21 protein-coding genes are annotated in these 20,268 nt (G+C 29.6%); 5 read left to right on the top strand and 16 right to left on the bottom strand.

Translation table 11 applies throughout. The features are described 5' to 3' along the window. Window positions 1–42: 42 nt before the first annotated feature. The 3 genes from nifJ to B5X81_RS21045 all read right to left on the bottom strand — a co-directional run bounded on the left by nifJ (window position 43) and on the right by B5X81_RS21045 (window position 5,079). Entirely contained in the window at window positions 43–3,579 is a 3,537-nt protein-coding gene (gene nifJ, locus B5X81_RS21055) for a pyruvate:ferredoxin (flavodoxin) oxidoreductase (RefSeq protein WP_079494640.1), read from the bottom strand. A gap of 209 nt (window positions 3,580–3,788) precedes the next feature. Beyond that, a complete protein-coding gene (locus B5X81_RS21050) occupies window positions 3,789–4,202 on the bottom strand; it encodes a putative ABC transporter permease (protein WP_079494639.1) in 414 nt (137 codons plus the stop codon). 160 nt (window positions 4,203–4,362) lie between these two features. Further along, window positions 4,363–5,079: a lysophospholipid acyltransferase family protein gene (locus tag B5X81_RS21045; RefSeq protein WP_079494637.1), complete on the bottom strand. Its 717-nt coding sequence runs from the start codon at window positions 5,077–5,079 to the stop codon at window positions 4,363–4,365. A gap of 331 nt (window positions 5,080–5,410) precedes the next feature. On the opposite strand from B5X81_RS21045, the gene B5X81_RS21040 reads away from it, so the two are divergent. Then, a complete protein-coding gene (locus tag B5X81_RS21040) occupies window positions 5,411–5,665 on the top strand; it encodes an N-acetylmuramoyl-L-alanine amidase (protein WP_079494635.1) in 255 nt (84 codons plus the stop codon). Between the two features lie 293 nt (window positions 5,666–5,958). Here the strand turns inward: B5X81_RS21040 and B5X81_RS21035 are convergent, their stop codons facing one another. The 6 genes from B5X81_RS21035 to B5X81_RS21015 all read right to left on the bottom strand — a co-directional run bounded on the left by B5X81_RS21035 (window position 5,959) and on the right by B5X81_RS21015 (window position 9,035). After that, window positions 5,959–6,531 (bottom strand): DUF881 domain-containing protein, encoded by a 573-nt coding sequence (locus B5X81_RS21035; protein ID WP_170917532.1) that lies wholly within the window; start codon window positions 6,529–6,531, stop codon window positions 5,959–5,961. A gap of 316 nt (window positions 6,532–6,847) precedes the next feature. Beyond that, complete coding sequence (locus B5X81_RS21030) at window positions 6,848–7,270, bottom strand: hypothetical protein (RefSeq protein WP_079494631.1); 423 nt, start codon at window positions 7,268–7,270, stop codon at window positions 6,848–6,850. Between the two features lie 133 nt (window positions 7,271–7,403). Next, the gene (locus tag B5X81_RS27920; protein ID WP_208985114.1) at window positions 7,404–7,556 is read right to left on the bottom strand and encodes a hypothetical protein; all 153 of its coding nucleotides are present in this window, start codon (window positions 7,554–7,556) and stop codon (window positions 7,404–7,406) included. A gap of 60 nt (window positions 7,557–7,616) precedes the next feature. After that, entirely contained in the window at window positions 7,617–8,096 is a 480-nt protein-coding gene (locus tag B5X81_RS21025) for a hypothetical protein (RefSeq protein ID WP_079494629.1), read from the bottom strand. Between the two features lie 205 nt (window positions 8,097–8,301). Next, complete coding sequence (locus B5X81_RS21020) at window positions 8,302–8,529, bottom strand: helix-turn-helix domain-containing protein (RefSeq protein ID WP_079494627.1); 228 nt, start codon at window positions 8,527–8,529, stop codon at window positions 8,302–8,304. A 140-nt stretch (window positions 8,530–8,669) separates the two neighbouring features. After that, the gene (locus B5X81_RS21015; RefSeq protein WP_079494625.1) at window positions 8,670–9,035 is read right to left on the bottom strand and encodes a hypothetical protein; all 366 of its coding nucleotides are present in this window, start codon (window positions 9,033–9,035) and stop codon (window positions 8,670–8,672) included. Between the two features lie 263 nt (window positions 9,036–9,298). On the opposite strand from B5X81_RS21015, the gene B5X81_RS21010 reads away from it, so the two are divergent. The 4 genes from B5X81_RS21010 (at window position 9,299) to B5X81_RS20995 (ending at window position 12,538) form a co-directional block, all read left to right on the top strand. Beyond that, a complete protein-coding gene (locus B5X81_RS21010; RefSeq protein WP_079494623.1) occupies window positions 9,299–9,547 on the top strand; it encodes a TIGR03905 family TSCPD domain-containing protein in 249 nt (82 codons plus the stop codon). A gap of 182 nt (window positions 9,548–9,729) precedes the next feature. Then, complete coding sequence (locus B5X81_RS21005; RefSeq protein ID WP_079494621.1) at window positions 9,730–10,200, top strand: DUF4342 domain-containing protein; 471 nt, start codon at window positions 9,730–9,732, stop codon at window positions 10,198–10,200. Between the two features lie 129 nt (window positions 10,201–10,329). Next, complete coding sequence (locus B5X81_RS21000; RefSeq protein ID WP_079494619.1) at window positions 10,330–11,013, top strand: response regulator transcription factor; 684 nt, start codon at window positions 10,330–10,332, stop codon at window positions 11,011–11,013. Then, window positions 11,006–12,538 (top strand): sensor histidine kinase, encoded by a 1,533-nt coding sequence (locus B5X81_RS20995; protein WP_079494617.1) that lies wholly within the window; start codon window positions 11,006–11,008, stop codon window positions 12,536–12,538. The genes B5X81_RS21000 and B5X81_RS20995 overlap by 8 nt, the downstream gene beginning before the upstream one ends. Before the next feature lie 113 nt (window positions 12,539–12,651). On the opposite strand, the gene B5X81_RS20990 is transcribed toward B5X81_RS20995, so the two are convergent. The 7 genes from B5X81_RS20990 to B5X81_RS20960 all read right to left on the bottom strand — a co-directional run bounded on the left by B5X81_RS20990 (window position 12,652) and on the right by B5X81_RS20960 (window position 20,263). Then, a complete protein-coding gene (locus B5X81_RS20990; RefSeq protein ID WP_079494615.1) occupies window positions 12,652–14,037 on the bottom strand; it encodes a Na+/H+ antiporter NhaC family protein in 1,386 nt (461 codons plus the stop codon). An 81-nt stretch (window positions 14,038–14,118) separates the two neighbouring features. Continuing rightward, window positions 14,119–14,919: a M55 family metallopeptidase gene (locus B5X81_RS20985; RefSeq protein WP_079494613.1), complete on the bottom strand. Its 801-nt coding sequence runs from the start codon at window positions 14,917–14,919 to the stop codon at window positions 14,119–14,121. Between the two features lie 152 nt (window positions 14,920–15,071). After that, a complete protein-coding gene (locus B5X81_RS20980; RefSeq protein WP_079494611.1) occupies window positions 15,072–15,818 on the bottom strand; it encodes a hypothetical protein in 747 nt (248 codons plus the stop codon). 284 nt (window positions 15,819–16,102) lie between these two features. Further along, window positions 16,103–17,500, bottom strand: a complete 1,398-nt coding sequence (locus tag B5X81_RS20975; RefSeq protein WP_170917530.1) for a sensor histidine kinase — start codon at window positions 17,498–17,500, stop codon at window positions 16,103–16,105. Continuing rightward, window positions 17,500–18,195: a response regulator transcription factor gene (locus B5X81_RS20970; RefSeq protein ID WP_079494607.1), complete on the bottom strand. Its 696-nt coding sequence runs from the start codon at window positions 18,193–18,195 to the stop codon at window positions 17,500–17,502. The genes B5X81_RS20975 and B5X81_RS20970 overlap by 1 nt, the downstream gene beginning before the upstream one ends. A 110-nt stretch (window positions 18,196–18,305) precedes the next feature. Continuing rightward, on the bottom strand, window positions 18,306–19,631 hold the full coding sequence (locus B5X81_RS20965) for a hypothetical protein (protein WP_079494605.1): 1,326 nt from the start codon (window positions 19,629–19,631) through the stop codon (window positions 18,306–18,308). 173 nt (window positions 19,632–19,804) lie between these two features. Further along, a complete protein-coding gene (locus B5X81_RS20960) occupies window positions 19,805–20,263 on the bottom strand; it encodes a DMT family transporter (protein WP_079494603.1) in 459 nt (152 codons plus the stop codon). Window positions 20,264–20,268 lie beyond the last annotated feature (5 nt).

Raw genomic sequence — 20,268 nt, 5'->3', positions numbered from 1 at the left:
TTCCCATGATCTTACTGTTTATCATTACTTTATGCTTTTCCTTTAATTATACTTCATATCTGCAAGTCTTCTATAGGTTTGATACCTATCCTTAGCATCAGACTCAGCCTTACTAAACAACTCCTCTGCAATCTCTGGAAATGTATTTTGTATTTTCGCAAATCTTATTTCACTTTCTATATATTCTCTAAATGGAGCCTGAGGCTCTTTAGAATCTAATACAAATGGATTTTTACCTTCCCTCTTAATTTCTGGATTATACCTATATAGATGCCAATATCCAGCTTCTACTGCTTTCTTTTCCTGAGCCACCGTTGTTCCCATACCTGTTTTAATTCCGTGACTTACACATGGAGCATAGGCAATAATCAAAGATGGACCTTTATATTCTTCTGCTTCCTTAAATACTTTGGTAGTATGATTCATATTGGAGCCAAAGGCTACTTGAGCCACATATACATATCCATAACTCATGGCCATCATACCAAGGTCCTTTTTACGAATTTTCTTACCCGAAGCTGCAAATTTAGCTGCTGCAGCCGTTGGAGTTGCCTTTGAAGATTGTCCTCCTGTATTTGAATAGACTTCTGTATCCATTACAAGTACATTGACATCTTCTCCAGAAGCCAATACATGATCCAAGCCTCCGTATCCAATATCATAGGCCCAACCATCTCCACCAACAATCCAAACTGAAGGTTTTACCAGATAATCCTTCTTTTTCAGTATTTCTTTTATTATCATATTATCTTTATATTTAGGAGCTCTTATAATATGTAATAGTTTTCTAGATGCTTCTTTAGATTTTTCACCATCATACATATTATTTATCCATTCTTCAAAAGCCTCTTTACATTGATTATCTATATTTGATTCTATTCCCTGTTTCATTATATCCCTAAGGCGATTTCTGATTTGCTTTGCTCCTAAATATATTCCATATCCATATTCTGCATTGTCTTCAAAAAGGGAATTGGCCCATGCAGGACCTTTGCCCTCATGGTTTGTTGTATATGGTATTGAAGGCGCACTTCCTCCCCAAATTGAAGAACAGCCTGTGGCATTTGCTATAATCATTCTGTCTCCATACAGCTGTGTTGCAAGCTTTACATAAGCTGTCTCACCACATCCGGCACATGCTCCATGGAATTCTAATAAAGGCTTTGCAAATTGACTTCCCTTTAAAGTATATTTGTTCATTAAATCATCTTTATATTTAAGATTGTTTGCTGCATATTCCCAATTTTCACTTTGTCTTTCAATTTCTTTTTCAGCATCTACCATTACTAAAGCCTTCTTTGGTGCAGGACAAATATCTGCACAATTACCACAACCGGTACAGTCAAGAGGACTCACCTGCATACGATATTCTAAACCTTCAAATCCTTTACCAATAGCTTTCTTTGTTTCAAATGTATCAGGTGCTTTTCCTTTTTCTTCTTCATCTAATAAAAATGGTCTTAATACTGCATGGGGACAAATCAATGAGCATTGATTACACTGTATACACTTATCTGTTTGCCACTGAGGTATCATAACAGCTATCCCACGTTTTTCATATGCTGTAGTGCCGAGGGGAAATGTTCCATCCTCCATACCTGTAAATGCACTTACAGGAAGCTCATCGCCTTCATGTCTAGCCATTGGTCTTTGAATATTCTTAACGAACTCAGGTTCCTCTTTAATCTGTGTATCTATATGATCCTCTTTAGCATCTTTCCACGAATCTGGTATATTTACCTTTTTAAGCCCCTTTATTCCTTGATCCACAGCATCATAGTTCATCTTAACTATTTTTTCACCTTTAGCACCATAGGTTTTATCTATTGATTTCTTTAGATGTTTTACTGCATCCTCTATAGGAATTACCTTTGCAAGGCTAAAAAATGCAGACTGCATAATCATATTGATTCTACCACCAAGACCAATATCCTGAGCTATACTTATTGCATCTATAATGTAAAAGTTTATTTCATTCTCAGCTATATAGTTCTTTATTGAGTCTGGAAGTTTTTCATCAAGTGCCTCTTCATCCCAAGGACAATTCAGCACAAATGTTCCTCCCTTTTTAAGTCCTTTGAGCAAATCATAATGATTCACATAGGACTTATTGTGACATGCTATATAATCGGCCTCATAAACAAGATAAGAGGATTTTATTGGCTCGCTTCCAAATCTTAAATGGGAAATTGTAGTCCCTCCAGATTTTTTACTATCATAGGAAAAATATCCCTGGGCATACATATCTGTATTGTCACCAATGATTTTAATAGCCATTTTATTGGCTCCGACTGTACCATCAGATCCAAGCCCCCAAAACTTACATCTAATTGTTCCTTTAGGAGTAGTTTCTACTATATCTTCTTCAGTTAATGATGTATAGGTTACATCGTCTATTATGCCAATAGTAAAGCGGTCCTTTGGCTCATACTTCTTAAGGTTTTTAAATACAGCTATAAATTGGGAAGGCCTTGTATCCTTAGATCCTAGTCCATATCTACCTCCTACTATAATAGGACTCTTCTCTCTTCCATGGAATAGGCTTTTGACATCTTCATAAAGGGGTTCACCAACTGCTCCAGGCTCCTTGGTTCTATCAAGAACCGCAATTCTTTTAACCGTCTTAGGCAATACATCAAAGAAGTATTTTTCAGAAAATGGTCTATAGAGATGAACATTTATAAGACCAACCTTTTCATCCTTTGAAATAAGATAGTCCACTACTTCCTCTATAACTGCACAAGCAGAGCCCATTGCTACTATTACATGTTCCGCCTCAGGGTGTCCATAATAATTAAAGGGCTTATATTCCCTTCCTGTTATTTCACTTATTTTTTTCATATATTCTTCAACAATTTGAGGAACTCTTTCATAGAAAGGATTTGCAGCCTCTCTATTTTGAAAATATATATCAGGATTCTGTGCAGTTCCTCTAAGTACAGGCCTATTTGGATTTAACGAATTATTTCTAAATTTTTCTAAAGCTTCATAATCTAAAAGCTTTTCCAGGTCTTTATAGTCTAATACTTCGATCTTTTGAATTTCATGGGAATTTCTAAAACCATCAAAAAAATGTAGAAAAGGAACTCTGGCCTTAATAGCTGAAAGATGGGCAATACCACCTAAATCCATTATTTCCTGAACACTACTTGATGCAAGTAGTGCAAAGCCCGTTTGTCTAGTTGCCATTACATCCTGATGATCTCCAAAAATTGATAGGGCCTGAGCAGCTAGGGAACGAGCACTTACATGAAATACTCCTGGCAGCAGCTCTCCTGACATCTTGTACATATTTGGAATCATGAGAAGCAATCCCTGTGAAGCAGTATAGGTAGTAGTTAAAGCCCCACCTTGTAATGAACCATGCATTGCACCTGCTGCCCCTGCTTCTGATTGCATTTCAGCAACATTAACTCTTTGACCAAAAATATTTTTCTTTCCGTTTGCTGACCACAAATCTACAAGCTCAGCCATTGGAGAAGAAGGTGTTATAGGATAAATTGATGCTACCTCTGTAAAGGCATATGAAACATATGCAGCAGCTTCATTACCATCCATGGTCTTCATTTTTTTCGTCATATACAAACCTCCATTTTGCAATTAATATTAATTTTTCTATACAATTTTTAGTATTTTACATTTTAAATTAATAATACATATATTTATATATATTTGAGAAAATTGCATAATTCTAACTTGGCAAAATTGTATAATATATAGTATAACTTTGTAGATTTTGAAACTATATGTAATAATCATTTCCGGGGAAAGGTAATTATACAATTTCCTCAAATATTAATAACACTGCTTATCCTTTCTATCCCAATATGAATTTTTTCAAATACTAGTCCTGCTATAAACCAAGCAGGTGCATAATCCAATCTTATTAAGCCATTAACGGAAAAGCTGCATTTGCTATAATCCCATGGACATACCCCCAATACCCTTTTTAACACCCATCCCGTACAATATTCTATGGTGAAAATCAATACAGTATATAACCCTCCCCTTAAAAAAATATTAAAGCTCATTATTCGCTCATGAATAGGTTCAAGAAATACCGCCAGCCCGTATATGAAGAACATCCATATATATGTCCTTCCTGTTAATTTAACATCTCCCTTTAAAAGAGAACCAAAACCCGTCCAAAGAATTTCAATGCACCAGCCTAAAAGTCCATAAATTATAAATCTACTTATCATATATTTATTTTTACCTCTATTGGTTAAATTATTTATATTATTTATAATTATTTTGAAAATAACCTTTAGTTTATTTTTATTAGATACTAAGTTTTTTAGCTGTGATTTCTACTATGTAATTAAAATAAAAAATGCTATTCAAAATTTTGAATAGCATTTTTTATTTTAAATTATCATTAATTGTATTCCATACCTGCTCAGTTAAGCCCTTAGAATCCTTTGCTATACCATCGTCTATAAATATTGGCTTAGAAATAATTATTTCTACATCAGTTGGAATTATTACTATCTTACCCCTTGGCATTATTTTATTAGCTCCCTTTATAGTAACAGGTACTATAGGAACCTTAGCTTTGATAGCCATTTTAAGACTTCCAGGTTTAAATTCCATCAAATTACCATCTTTACTTCTAGTTCCTTCAGGAAATATAACAAATGAGTACCCTTTCTTTAAAAGCTCTATCCCCTTTTTTATTGCTCTTAATGACTGTCTAATATCAGATCTATCAATAAATACGCATTGTAGACTTTTCATCCATGTACTAAATAGTGGAATATTTGAAAGCTCTTTCTTGGCTATAAAAGCCTTTGGTTTATCTATGTATCCAAGTAAAATAGGAATGTCTAAATAGCTTTGATGATTACTAACGAAGAGTACAGGTCTATCCTTTGGTACATTCTCTTCTCCTATAACTTTTACTTTGGATCCACTTTTTTCTATTAAGTCTCTTCCCCAGCTTCTAGCCACTTTATAGGCTAGCTTATCCCTCTCCTCTATTTTATCTTGCCTTCCAAGTGATTTAAGCTTTATAAGCTTTGGTGTTATTAGCAATAATTTGATAATAAAATATATAACCCATATAATTGTTCTAACCATATCACACCTCTTATTTGTTATTTTCACATAAATATTTTAACCTATAAGTCATACATAATTCAACCCATGTATTCATTTTATATAAAATCACAACATTTCATCATCTTTTATCTAATTATTCTTATTTCTCTACCCTGATACCCCCTTAATACTTTTATTTCACTATTCGCTATAAGATAAACTTACAATGAATTGCTTGTTTTGTCAAAGCCATTTTTAAAGGTTAGTATTTACAATGCTTGTAATGAACTGTATCATAAACCTTAATTCTGAATATTACTATTGAGATTGCTGGTTTTCTGCTATAAGTGTATGGGTTTTAGATAAAACTATGGGATACAATTTAGGTATCATAACTCTTGCTTTTTCATTGTGCTCCCTAAAAAAGCTAAAAAATGACATACATAGATGGTATCTAGAAAGGGGATGGAGTGGATCTGGCTATCATTTCTTAGTACCTAAAGATGGCGAAATTCATAGGGGCAGGCCTGAAAATACTATAGGAGCACATTGTAAAAGCCACAACACTAGGTCTCTTGGTATATGTGTTCAAGGGAACTATGACGTAAAAAATTTATCAGGTTAAATTTTTCATTAAAAAATTTATAAATATTTATAATTAAGGAGGGAAATTTATTATGAGTGGTTTTGGTTATGTTAAAGCAAAATATTTAGAAAGCAAACCTAGTAGAGATTGATCTTGGCCAGCGAAGGTTGTTTTAAACGATCTTGATAGTCACCTAAATGTTAGATCTGGCCCTTTAGCAGATGATTCTATAATTTGAAAATTAAAACTCTTATATTCTTAACATTCTAACAAAATCTCCTTCTAATTGAATAATCTGAAGGAGATTTTGTTAGAATAAAACTTTATACTTATTAGTCAATTTTATCATAAACTGGTTTTGCATATTTAAAATATATATTACCTTTATATTTAGGGATATATAGTTTATTATGCTTTTCTATTTCTATTTCTACATGTTCCTTCAATAAATTTAGATAACTTGTTTCATTTGTCAACGCATTACTTAATATCTCAGAATCTCCTATAGCTTTAATATTAAATGGGCTAGTATACTCTGTATCATTTATCTTAATTGTCATTTTATTTGCTTCTATTTTACTTGTTAAAAGCAATCTTTCATCATTTATAGATATGACTTCTGCACCAGCAGAATTTAATAAATTTACAACTTCTATCAAATCAATATCATGAATAATATTATTATTATTTATTTCATCTGACTCTCTATCTTTAAGTGTTACACTAACCCCCTCGCCTTCAACATCTACATTTCCTATAAATATTTGTATATTATCATTATTATGTGCTAATACTGTTTCTTTTTTATTGTTAATTCCCATTTTCATTAAAAATAATGTAATTATTAAAAATACCGAGATTACAAGTATAGTTTTTAATGAACTCTTCTTAAATATTTTCTCCATATTAATCATCTCCTAAACCCATATTTTTATAATAATACTTTATCATTATTACCATTTGATTATGATAGTAACATATAACAAGTGAAAAAAATGTCAAAATCCCCCTTAAAATCATTACTTTTGTTAATATTTCTCAAGAGTATGTCTACCTACTTAACAAAATACTGCTATGGTTTAAAACCTCCATAATGATCAGCAGCAAAGCAGCATTTTTCCATTTCTAATAGCCCCAGGTCTAGATAAAAAGTTTCAAATATTAATATATAGCAGAAAACAAGCTATACAAATTTAGATCCAATTTATTAAAATTCATATTCTAACCTGCTGTTAAATGCCGTAAAATTATTCTGACAACTTTATTTTCTTTAAATAGAAACAATAAGGCTGTAGGATTTTCTGAATCTTGAATATAACAATATTCCTCATAGGACATATAACTATCACCATATTGTAATCTTTTAAAGCCTCTAATGGTAACTGAAGGTATCTCTTCATCGCTGGAGTCATAGAAAATTTCTTTTTCTAAATTATATAATGACATAACTTTTTCTTTAGTATTATCTAAGCCTATTTGTCGACTAGTTTTGATATTTGAACCAATAATATCTAGTTCTATAACTAATCCTTTGTTGAGGTTATAGTTTTTTCCACAGTCAAGTGTTATTTCTAGTCCAGGATACGATAAAATTACTAAATATCTTTCAGTAACAGTAATACTACTGTGATTTAAAACCTCCATGATGATCGGTAACAAAACTGCATCTTTCTAGCTCCTAAAAGATGCTTTTTCACTGCATCAATCTCCTTTTAAGTCCCTTATTGGCTCTACTGTATTCATTAATTTAATTCCTTACTTTAAATTATCTATTTTATTATTCAATTCTATCAACATTTTCTTCAGCTCTCTTAGCTGTAAATATAAGAAAGTGAAAAATCCTAAAACTATAACAATACATACTCCTATTAATCCTGATATCTCCCAAACAATCCATAGATTGGAGTTCATCTTTTTTCATTTTTTGCATAAAATTTGAGCTATGTCACTTTTTAATTGTGAGACAACCTCTTATTTTTTTAAGCAAACATTATTTTTTAGAATCATTAATCAATTCATTAACATACATATAATCTAATTTAGAATCTATAATTTTATAATATCCATTACGGAAGCCAAGTTTACTAGAACCAATATAAACAAAGGTTGGATTATCTAACCATATATCATCAATATGTACATAATACGTTGGTGGCCCAAATTCTAATTTATAAGAATAATAGGTATTATAATTATGCTTAAGAAATTTATCTCTATTTTCTTTCTTGTTTAAATTTAAAGGTCTCAAATTTAAATTACGTAAATATTTAAAAATAAGAGCGTTATTATTTGGATTATGACTCTTTATTTTTGAATCACCATTAACCCTAACATAACAAGTAACTAGAGTATCTGAGTCTAATTCATCTAAAGGGTTGTAAGGGATTAGATAATATATGTGATTTTCATAAAAGTATACTAACAAAATAGAGAATATCAATAGAATGAATAAACATTTAATTTTTTTCATAATTAATCTACTCCTTTTGTAAGTGAGCAAATTGCATAATTACCTTCTGAAAAAACTAACTACCCCATATTGGTTTTTAATGCTTTAATTTTACCTTGTTAAAAGGTTCAAAAAATTAAAATCTTATGTCTTCATATAAACTTTAAAGGAACGGCCTAAAACCGTTCCTCTAAAATTTATATATAAAACCAATACTATATTTCTATTAAGCTTCAGCTTTTGAAACTAAATCATCTAGTTTACAACATAGTACGTTTGCAAGCACTTCAATTTTTGTGAAGCTTGGATTTCTTTTATCACCCCTTTCTATTTCCTCTAAATATGATTTTGAAATTGAGGTACAATATTTACTGCTTCTCGTAAGAATTTCTACATCACGTGCAGTATATCCTAAATTTTTTCTGATCTCTCGAATCTTCCTACCATTTAACATAAAATACCCCCTCAAGTCAAAATATGAAGTTTTTAATTATGCAATCACATCATATTTAATTATATGTCTTCTTTATTATGAATAGTTTAAGTTTTTATTTTTTTAACATAAATAAAATATAGCTGTTGATAAATTTAATTTTAAATAAGTTTATCAACAGCTTCTTTATTAATTATCCTCATTTCAACAAAATACTCTCTATCCTTTATTTCTATTACATGATTCCTATAATCAATTTCAAAATTTACAACCGATGAATGAAGATCAATACTTCTCAACATGTGAATAGTTGCAATATTATTTTCTGCATCCAATGAATATCTAATTATTAAATTCCTAACTATAGAAAACTGCATTCTTGAATATAAAGGCTTTATATTATCATCAAAATACAAATTCAAAGTTCTGTTTCCAATAGGAATAAAGAGGTCTATATCATTACCTTCTTCTCTAACTGTTCTTATTTCAAAATCACTGTCTATGCAAAATTTTCCTTTATTGTACATTTGAAATAAAACCACCTTTATCAATTTTTATAAATATAACTCTATTTTGTTTCATTATAACATAATAGATTCTATAAAAACTTTAACCCAGATTATTTATAGAAAATTTAAACTCTGCTAAGTCTTTTTAATTCTATGAACACCTTAAAAATCAAAGTTTTAAATAATTAGCTTGACAAGCTTAATTTTACTTATTAACATAGTACTGGACTACATATACTCTAAAATTTCAAATAATACTATATGCAGAAAAGGGGATAGATATGAATTCATACATTACACAAGGAGTTTGCTCAAAGAAAATTACCTTCACTGTTGATAATGATATGGTGAAAAATGTGGCTTTTTTTTCAGGCTGCCCCGGTAATTTACAAGGTATTAGCAGATTAGTTGAAGGAATGAATGTTTATGAAGCTATTAAAAGGCTTAAGGGAATAAAATGCGGAGTTAAGTCCACTTCCTGTCCTGATCAATTATCAAAAGCCTTAGAAAATTATATTAACAATAAATAATATTAAACCTTGAAATTGTTTATCTTACAAATATTTAAACAGCCAATACTGACATTACAGTTAGTATTGGCTGTTTTTTCTAATCTATTTTTAATCTTACACTAAGCTTTATCTAATTTTCAAGCTATACAATATTAACAAATAGTAAAAAGAAAAAATTATAATTATATGGAGGTATTTATATGAAAATCACATTAGAACAGATTGATTTATTAAAAAAGAGGGCAAATGTAAGCTATGCAGATGCAAAGGAAGCTTTGGAAAAATTTGAAGGAGATACAGTTCAGGCCCTTGTATATCTTGAAAAAGAAAACAAAGTAAAATCTAAAAACAAAAGTGATTTCATGAGTAAGCTAAAAAGTATTATTAAAAAAGGAAATAGAACAAAATTCATAATCAAAAACAGTGAAAATACCGTCTTAAATATACCAGTTACATTGGCTATAATAATAACAATTATAGGTACTCCTTTTGTGATAATAGGTTTACTTATAGCCTTATTAACAAAACATAAAATAAGTATTGAGAAGATTGGTGGAAAAAACTATGATGTCAATAAGGTTTTCGATAAAATGAGCTCAGCTGTAAATGATATGGCTTCTGATTTTCAATCCAACGAAAACGAAACTACTAAAAATACAAAAGAAGAGTAGGATAGATAGCTTAAATAAGCAACTTATAGATAATATAGGTTGCTTTAAAATATATACAAAACTTGAATATTATAAGTTATAGGATGTATAATTTAAGAGAAAGTAATTAGTCTTAGGAGGACGGTATTTATGCCACATAAAATTCTTATAGTGGAAGATGAAGAAAAAATTGCTCGTTTTTTAGAGCTTGAATTAAAATACGAAGGCTATATTGTTGAAAAAGCATATGATGGTAGAACTGGTCTGGAAAAAGCCCTTGAGAATGATTTTTCATTGATCATATTAGATATTATGCTTCCAGGCTTAAATGGTGTAGAAGTATGCAGACGAATACGACAATCATCTGAAATACCAATTATTATGCTTACCGCAAAGGATTCCACTATGGATAAGGTAATGGGCCTTGATACAGGTGCAGATGACTATGTTACTAAGCCCTTCGCCATTGAAGAATTATTGGCACGAATTCGTGTTGCTTTAAAGCATAATAACTTAGCAGCCATAAAGGCATCAAATATTCTTTCTATCAACGGATTAAAGCTTGATCAAAATAAGCATCTTGTAACATATTGTAATAATCCTATTGAATTAACTAAAAAGGAATTTGATTTTTTAAAATATTTAATGGAAAATAAAAATATGGTCCTTACAAGGGAACAGATACTTCAAAAAGTTTGGGGATACAGTTATTTTGGCGATACAAATGTTGTTGATGTATATGTCCGCTATCTGAGAAGCAAAATCGATGATAAGTTCAAAAAGAAATTTATCCACACTATTAGAGGGGTAGGGTATCTTATAAAAGATGAGTAGATTTAAAACTGGATTTAAATTTATATATAAAATAATTTTATTGTTTTTTAAAATCATTAAAATATTAATTAGTTCTATACCAATTCTTTTTAAATATATAGGTTTTATTTTTATTCCTTTTAAAAGGATTTGTGGTAGTATCATTAATAGATTAAAAAGGCTTCTAAGATTTTCTTTAACCTTTAAGATAACCTTTGTCTATGGTATTGTAATATCTCTTATACTTTTTTTATCCACTATGGGAATTTTATTGGGATTTCGCTTTTTTTTAATGCATCAAACCCATGAAAATATTAGTAAAATCAGTAATATTATTATTGACCATGTGGCAGAAGAAGCAGAAATACCAGTGGATAAAATAAATGAAATTTCAAAATATGAAAATATTGAAATATCACTTTTTGATAAAAATAAAAAGATATTATATACATCAAATAATAGAGATGATGATATAATATTTCATGATAATTTTAATTCTCCATCCATTATTCAGCAGGCTTATAGAGATAATTTGATTTTAAACAATAAAATAAATTTGAATGACAGTATATTATATCTTCAGCTTTCAAAAAGCTTAGATTTTGAAAATACTTCTGTCAGTATATTATCTATAATATTATTGACTTTAAATATATTAGCAATTCTTATTATAATTGTTATTGGATGTAAGCTTAGTAAAAAAATGCTTAGTCCTATTAAAGACATGTCGGAAACTGTTAATGAGATAAATGTTCAAAATCTTGATACCCGCCTTGATGTAAGTGAATCCTATGATGAGCTCAGGGATCTTGCCATAAATTTCAATGATATGTTTGATAGGATCCAGGCATCCTATGAAAAACAAAACCAATTTGTTTCCGATGCTTCCCATGAATTAAGAACTCCTATTTCAGTAATTCAAGGATATATAAATCTTTTAGATCGCTGGGGAAAGGGAGATATAGAAGTACTAGATGAGTCCATTGATGCAATAAAAAGTGAATCTCAAGGTATGAAGGATTTAATAGAAAAGCTTTTGTTTCTTGCAAGAAGCGACAAGGATTTATTACAATTACAAATTGAAGATTTCTATATAGATCAGTTAATCAATGAAATTGCCTATGAAACCAATTTAATCGATTCAAAACATGAAATAATCTGGGAAGCTAATGAAAAAGTTGTAATTGCTGCAGATAGAAAGCTTATTAAACAAGCTTTTAGAATACTTATTGACAATAGTATTAAATTCACACCTGAAGATGGTAAAATAAAAATTAAATTATTTACAGAAAAAAGAAATGTTATGGTTACTATAGAAGATAGTGGAATAGGTATACCAAAAGAAGATATTCCATTAATCTTTAACCGTTTTTACCGTTCCGACAAGTCAAGGGCTAAAAAGACCGGCGGCCATGGTCTCGGTTTATCAATTGCAAAGTGGATTATTGATAAGCATAAAGGCTATATTAAAGTTGAAAGTGAGGTTAATATTGGTACAAAGTTTAAAATATTTTTACCACATAAGAGGCTGTCAGGAAATAGATAAATTTTGTTTCCTGACAGCCTCAATTTTAAATTGTTTTTAAGACCTTTAATATTTTTTAAAAATTGATAATGTTAATTATGCAAGTTTCTCAATTAACTGGCAAAGCCTTATTCCTATACTATATTTTTATATTCAGCATGTAATCTCTTTTCTTTATGGAAATAAGCGGTTATAAAGGTTACTACAGGTGAAATATAACATAATACTGCATAGGGAGCATAATAAAACGCTGAGATTCCCGATATTATAAAAATAAATATGGAATTGACATTCCACGGCATCAGTGGAGCTATAATTGTACCTGTATCTGATATTGTTCTTGCCAAGACAGTATCATTGATATCCCATTCATTATATTTTTCTCTTAGCAGCCTACCAGGCAAAATTATTCCTATGGTTTGATCACAGGTTACAATGGTTAATATGCTACTAATTAACCCTGTCTTAAATATAAGCTGGCTTTTTGACTTGACCTTGGATATTATATTATCAATTATTGGTCGAATAATACCTGTTCCTTCAAGAAGACTATTTAAAGCCACTACTCCCGCTATAATAAGCATTACCTCTACCATTGAAAGGATTCCACCACTAACCAATATTTTATTAAGCTCAGCACTGGAAGTGGCTCCCCTATATCCTGAAAATATTGACTTTAGAACATCTATAAATTTAATTTTTTGTAACCATAAGCTTATCATGAAGCCTCCTAATAATCCTGTCGTAATAGTTGGAATTATTTTTATTCCCCAAACTGACATAATCAGGATTAATACCGGCAACAAAAGTAGTAAAGGAGATATTATAAAGCTTTGTTTTATAGCTATTTTATAATTATCCATATTACTAATATCTACTGCTATTCCATAAGTTCTTCCTATTATAAAGTAAAATATACCAGATAATATATATGTTGGAACCAGTGTAACAAGCATGGTTTTTATTGTTTCTCTATATCTAGCTTTTGTTGATGCTAATGTAAGATTAAGAAGCGCCGATATAGGGGATATTTTATCTGCAATAAATGCTCCTGAGATAATAGTCCCAAGTAGAATATGAGATGGTATTCCAAAACCCTTACCTAATCCCAATAATGCTATTCCTATGGTGCTAATGGTTCCAAATGCTGATCCTATAAAAATTGATATTATAGATGTAATTATAAAGGTGGCAAATAGAAAATTCATTCCCTTCATATATTCAAATCCATAATATATCATTGCTGGTACTATGCCAGAAGACATCCAGATAGATATTGTGGAGGCAATTAAAACCAGCAATAGAAAAATAACCTTACATTCTGATAACCCAAATAAAATCATATTTAATAATTCTCTTAAAGAAAAACCTCTTCTTATAAATATGCTAATTGCTAAAAATACACTTGCTAAAAATCCATATACTAAAGAAAATTTAAATAATATGCAGCTTACTATAAATATTAATGAAATAATCAGTACTATATAGGCATCTTTTTTGGGAATTCTATTCTGATTCATTGCTCCTCCTCTAATCCTCATATTGCTTGAAATAATTAAAGCATCGGCATTTAGCAGATGCTTTAAAATCTTTATTAGTAATTAAACTAAAAAGGATATCATACATAAAACATCAAAATAGCTTCTGGATTTATATACTATATTTGTAGGTGATATCTGCTTAACCCCTGGATAGAATGATGCTTTATATGCCTTAATATGATTTACATATGAAATTTCTACTTCAAAACTATCAGGGAGTTTTATTTTACACAAACTTAAATTGCCCTTCAATGCTTCTTCTACCTTTTCCTCTGTAAGCTGGGCTGCTAAATTACTATTTATACCTATGGTGGAATTTCCTACTCCTTCTTTTACTGCAAAGGTACTTATATTTTCATTAAATTTATTTATCTCTTCACAAAGTCCCTTATCTCCACTTACAAATACTACAGGAACATCCACTGTTGCAGCTGCATAGGCGTGAATTAAAAATTCACTGGCATATGTACCGTTTATCTTAATATAATTTATTGCGTGTGCATTCATTGTATGTGAAAGTGGATTAGCTCCTGAGCCTGAACGAGAATGATAACCAATAAACATGAGAGCATCGAAGCTTTCATCAAGCTCTTGAACCATCGAAAACGGGTGCCCACTCCAGCCCCTTATTAACTTAGTATTTCTTGGAAGAACTGCAGGGTCAATATTCCTCCCACTATCATGGGCATCTTTAATTAAAATTTCCTCTGCTCCCGCCTTTAATGCACCCCTACATGCAGCATTTACTTCCTCTTCCATTTGCTTTACCAAAGAAGAATGATCGGCATTTCCTTTATCCGTCTCACTCCAGCTGGTAACCCCTGTGATCCCTTCAATATCTGCACTAATATATACCTTCATACTTTCTCCCCCCTCCTAAAAAGTACATTTAAAATAAATTATAGAATTTTTTCACTTAACATCATTTTACATCTTTTTCTTGCTTATATAAAGAAAAATCCCAAATTAATTTGGGATTCTAAAATAATTTTATGCCTTAGCAAAAGCAGCTACTATTCTTGTTCATATAATCTATATCCAAATTCAAAAGGATAGGGCTCTTCGCCTTCTAGACCTTCTAAAAGAATCACTTTATTAAATTCCACAAGTCCTTTGTCTTCTTTATAAACTCTTACTTCTTTATATGTGTCTTCTGGATAATTCTCCATACCTTTTACAAGGGTTTCAGTTTTTACTAAATTTTTACCATTTTCATCCTTAAATATTTCAATAATCTTTGTTTCTGCTTCATATTCCATGCCATCTATATTTACTGTTTGATTCCAAGCTTTACCTTCTTCAATTGGTGACTTTAATACTATTTGCTCTCTAATAATAGATTGAGAATGCTTAAGCTCTTGGTTTTTATATATTTCCTTTACTGAATCTGAATCAATTACATATTCAACTTCAAGGATTAATTCCTCCTTAGAAGGACCTTCTCCATCACTCAGATCATCTATTTCACCCTTAAAGGCTAATCTAAGCTCTTCTTCATTTTCTATAACTTTATTTAAAGTTAATGTTTGTCCATATTCAGCAGTTCCATAGTATCTTAAAACTGTTCCTTCTACCGCCGGAAAATACTTAGCTATATCTTTATTGTATACCTCCTTTTCACTTGAATTTTCATTTTCTTCTTTAGCTTCATTATTTTCCACATTAGGCTCTTCACTATCAACTGTTTTACATCCTACAGCAGAAACAGCCAATATTAAAATACATAAAATACAAAATACTTTTTTACTTATTGATCTCATCTCTTATTCATCCTTTCTCAAGTGACAGTATTGACTCTAATATATTATTTTCTATATTAATAACCAACATTAAAATTCATAATACTTTAGAGTTGGTTATCTATATAGGTTTCCCATAGCAAAACTTACTTTATGGATATAAAAATATCCAATGTTTCTCAGGAGTTTTGATGTGTATAAAGTAACTATTTTGCTAGGATATCCATAACCGGAATCTATTATTATTATACATAGTCTTTTATATTAAATATTTACAAATAGGTTAAGGTTTTCTAGATTTAAAATTATTTATCTTTATTCATAAGGGGTAGCTCAATACTCACCTTTGTTCCTTTACCTTCTACACTGCTGATGTAAAATTTTCCATAATGTAAATCTATTATTTCTCTACAAATTGCTAGACCTATACCACTACCTGATCTCTTAGTTTTCCCCCTATAAAATTTCTCTGTTATTTTATGTATTTCATTAGAGGGAATGCCTATACCGTTGTCTTCTATTTCAATTAATACAATATCTTTTTTCAGAAAGGTCCTTATTATTATTATTCCCTTTTCTCCTGAAAACTTTATTGAATTATCTATTATATTTATAAACACCTGCTTAAGCCTATTAACATCTCCCCTGACATAACAACGGTTTTTGTCTAAAGCTAAACTGGCTTTAATTTGGGATTTATGAAATCTTTTTTTAAAATAACTATATATATCATTTAAAAGCCTATTTATATCTACTTTTTTTAAATCCAGTGTAACCTTCCCTGCTTCAAATTTTGAAAAATCCAAAAGCTGTTCCACTAGGCTCGATAATCGTTTGGCTTCACTAGCCATAATCCTTAATCCTTCCCTTTCTTCTTCTAAGTTTTCAACTTCACCAGAAAGAATTATTTCACTCCAGCCTTGAATCGCTGTCAGTGGTGTGCGAAGCTCATGGGATATGGATGATATAAATTCATTTTTTACAGAATTACTTCTTTGGATTTCTTCTGCCATGTAATTCAATGTCCTGGAAAGCTTTCCTATTTCATCATTACTTATTTTAGTTGCCCTCTTTGAAAAATCTCCCTTAGCCATTATTTCAGATATATTTGTTAATTCTTTGATGGGACCAATTATATCATTGGCTAAAAATGAACTCAATAAAAATATAATAATTATTACAATTGCCCCTATTAAAAGGGAAATCCATGAGATTCTTGCAACCATTTTTTCTAAATCTTCAATTGAGATAAGATATCTTAGGACTCCAGAAATATCATTTAATCTATATAGAGGGGTTGATATCGCCATTATTTTTTCATTAGTCTCTACATCCTTTGTTATTATAGCTTTAGTACTTCCATTTAAAGCTTCAACAATATCCCTTGTGTTTAAAGGCTTATTATAACTTAATCCATTTGAATCAATTATCATTATTCTATCAGAATCTATCACCTGCATATAAAATATGGGATCCTTTGAATCATTTTCTAATATATATTTGGCCTTTTCATTTATTCTTTCATTAATGAGATGTCTATTGTAAAACTCTCCAGAAATATCTATTTTGTTTATCAGCTGCCTTTCTACACTTTGAAAATAGTAACTCCTTACGGAAAATAGAAATATCACTTCCAAAATCAATACAATACTTATAATTATTATGCCATTTTGTATATATAATCTTCCCTTTATGCTCTTCATTATTCCGTACTCCAAATATATCCATGTCCCCATACGGTTTTTAAAGATGAAGGATTTGAAGCATCATCTTCAATTTTTTGCCTTATTCTTCTCATATTTACATCTACAGTCTTTATATCTCCAAAATAATTCTTTCCCCACACCCTATCTAATATTTCATCCCTGCTAAAAACTTTATTAGGATAACTCATTAAAAATTCTAAAATAGAATATTCAGTAGGGGTAAGAGAAATAAGCTTATCATTTTTCTTTAAAATCCTTTTATCAGTATCTAATATGAATCTTCCATGTTTAATGGTACTACTCTTAATCTCCTCATTGGATTTATTTATATTTATTCTTCTGAGTAATGATTCTATTCTGGCAACTAATTCTTTAGGGCTAAAGGGTTTAACAATATAATCATCGGCACCGTTTCCAAGCCCAGTAATTTTGTCTTCTTCCATTCCCATTGCTGTGATCATTATAATTCCAAGCTTAGGATAGTTCATTCTAAATTGCCTGCAAACTTCAAATCCATCGATATCCGGAAGCATAACATCTAATAGTGCAATATCTATAGTATCATCTATTTTTGCCAGGGCTTCTTTTCCTGTTTCCGCCTCTAATACTTCATATCCAAATCCCTTTAATTTTATTCTTATAAAGCTCCTTATCGATGCTTCGTCTTCTAAAACTAATATTTTTGTCTTCATATAATTTCTCCTTCTAATTTATATATAGAGTTTACATAGTAAAACTTAGTTTAGAGGTGTAATAAATTTTAAATAAAAAATGTAAAAGCGTTAATTATTTTCCGGGAAATTTATATTAAATTAAATGTAATACTTAGTTTTTCTTTATCTATATAAAATCTTGATCCCTCATTTATATATCCTAATATACCTATTATTATAATATTTTCATCCTCCTTTAGAACTATATAATCCTTACCTATAGTATCTAAATTCTTCTTATCCCAATTTTCTTTGTTAAAACTTTTTATAGAGAAAATATGTTTATCTAACTGTTTTTTATTATTTAAAGAATAAAATTCTGTGCTTGTCTTATTTTCTTTTTCTAAAATAATAAAGTCATCTTGCCACTCTTTTGGTATTATTATTTTATATCTTTGATTATAGTCATAATATTCTCTTTGTATGAGGACTATATCATTTTCTTCATTCCATTGATACCATTTTTTTATATAAGGAACACTATAATCTTTATATTCTCCTGTTATTAATAATTTTTCTATAAACCCTATTTCGATAATATTGTCATTATTAATATCCTCGGAATTAGTAATATGATTTTCAAATACCTTTTTATAATTTATTCTTATATTATCTAAGACCTGTATAAGCTTATTATTTTTCATTACTAATAAATCTGTATATCCCTTATATAAACCTACATCATAATCAATAAAAACACCTATTTCTTCCTTGGAAGCCTTGCCAACAGTCATAGTGCTATAATAACTGTCATTATTAATAATATACTCATCAAGTATCATCATATCGTCATTAAAAAATTTTAAAACCTGAACATATTTCTTATTATTTTCCGGTTTTTTATTAAATACAATCAATTCACTTTGACCATCTTTATTTAAATCTCCTATTCCAATATCCTTATATATACAGCTGTAAATGTCCCGAAAATACCCACCATGATAGGAATATATTAATAATTGTTTATTCATTTCATTTTCTGTATTTACTCCTATAATTATTTCAAGCTTATTATCACCAGTTATATCTTTATAATCTACTAAATCAAAGCTGTGGCTTAAACCTCCAATTCTATTAATTTCATACCATTGATTTTTTTCTTCCTTAAGAATAAGAATACCAAAGCCTTTTATATTTTGATGTTTTTTATCAATATCCTTATATAATACCAAAAGTTCATTTGCTTTATCCCCATCAATATCAACTCTTCTTATTGCTTCATAATTTTCTTGACCTGATGCCAAAGTTAAAGTCTTATTTTCATCTAAAAATTTATTGATAATATTATAGTTTTCATTTTCTATTACCTTTCTAGGCCTTCGAATAAGCATATCTGGAGATTCTACATAGCTACATCCCATTATTGAGAAAACTACTATAATTTCTAACACTATTAATTTAAATTTCTTCTGCATTAATTAACCTCCCTTTATTTTTATTATTTTATCATATGGAAATATTATGTGATATTATATTAATAAAAATATAAAAAAAATATGAGGCTTTAATATAATGTGAATCAAGGGAGGAAACACATAACCTAAGCCTCATATACAAATAAAAACTCTTGAATTTAAAAACCTATAATCTATTCATCAACAATTTTTACAAGCAAATTTTTCTTATCGATATAAAAATTATACATCATACCTAGTAAAATCAACAATCCACCGATTATTTTCCCTCTGGAAATGGAATCTCCTAAAATAAAGTCAATAATTATCCCAGTAAAAATCTGGCCTATAAAAATGAGAAGTGTTGAATATATGGTTGGAATTTTAGGTATTACTATATTGTTAACTGATACAACAATCACTCCAATAACTCCTCCAAAATAAAACCAAAGGGGAATATTTGAAAAAAGCTTTAATGATATATCAACACGACTATAATTAAAAATTAAAACTAAAATACTAAATATCAGTCCAACTAAATAATTAATTAAAGTTCCCTGCAACACCCCTATTTTTACAGCTAATCTTGAGTTTATTACTAAAGATAAAATCACCATAGAGCCTGTTAAAAATGCAAGTATTATATAAATCAAGAATT

Origin of the sequence: Maledivibacter halophilus, assembly GCF_900167445.1 — a bacterium.
GTDB classification, from domain to species: Bacteria; Bacillota; Clostridia; order Peptostreptococcales; family Caminicellaceae; genus Maledivibacter; species Maledivibacter halophilus.
The sequence above is the reverse complement of the archived record's forward strand: the minus strand, read 5'-3'. Positions and strand labels throughout refer to the sequence as shown.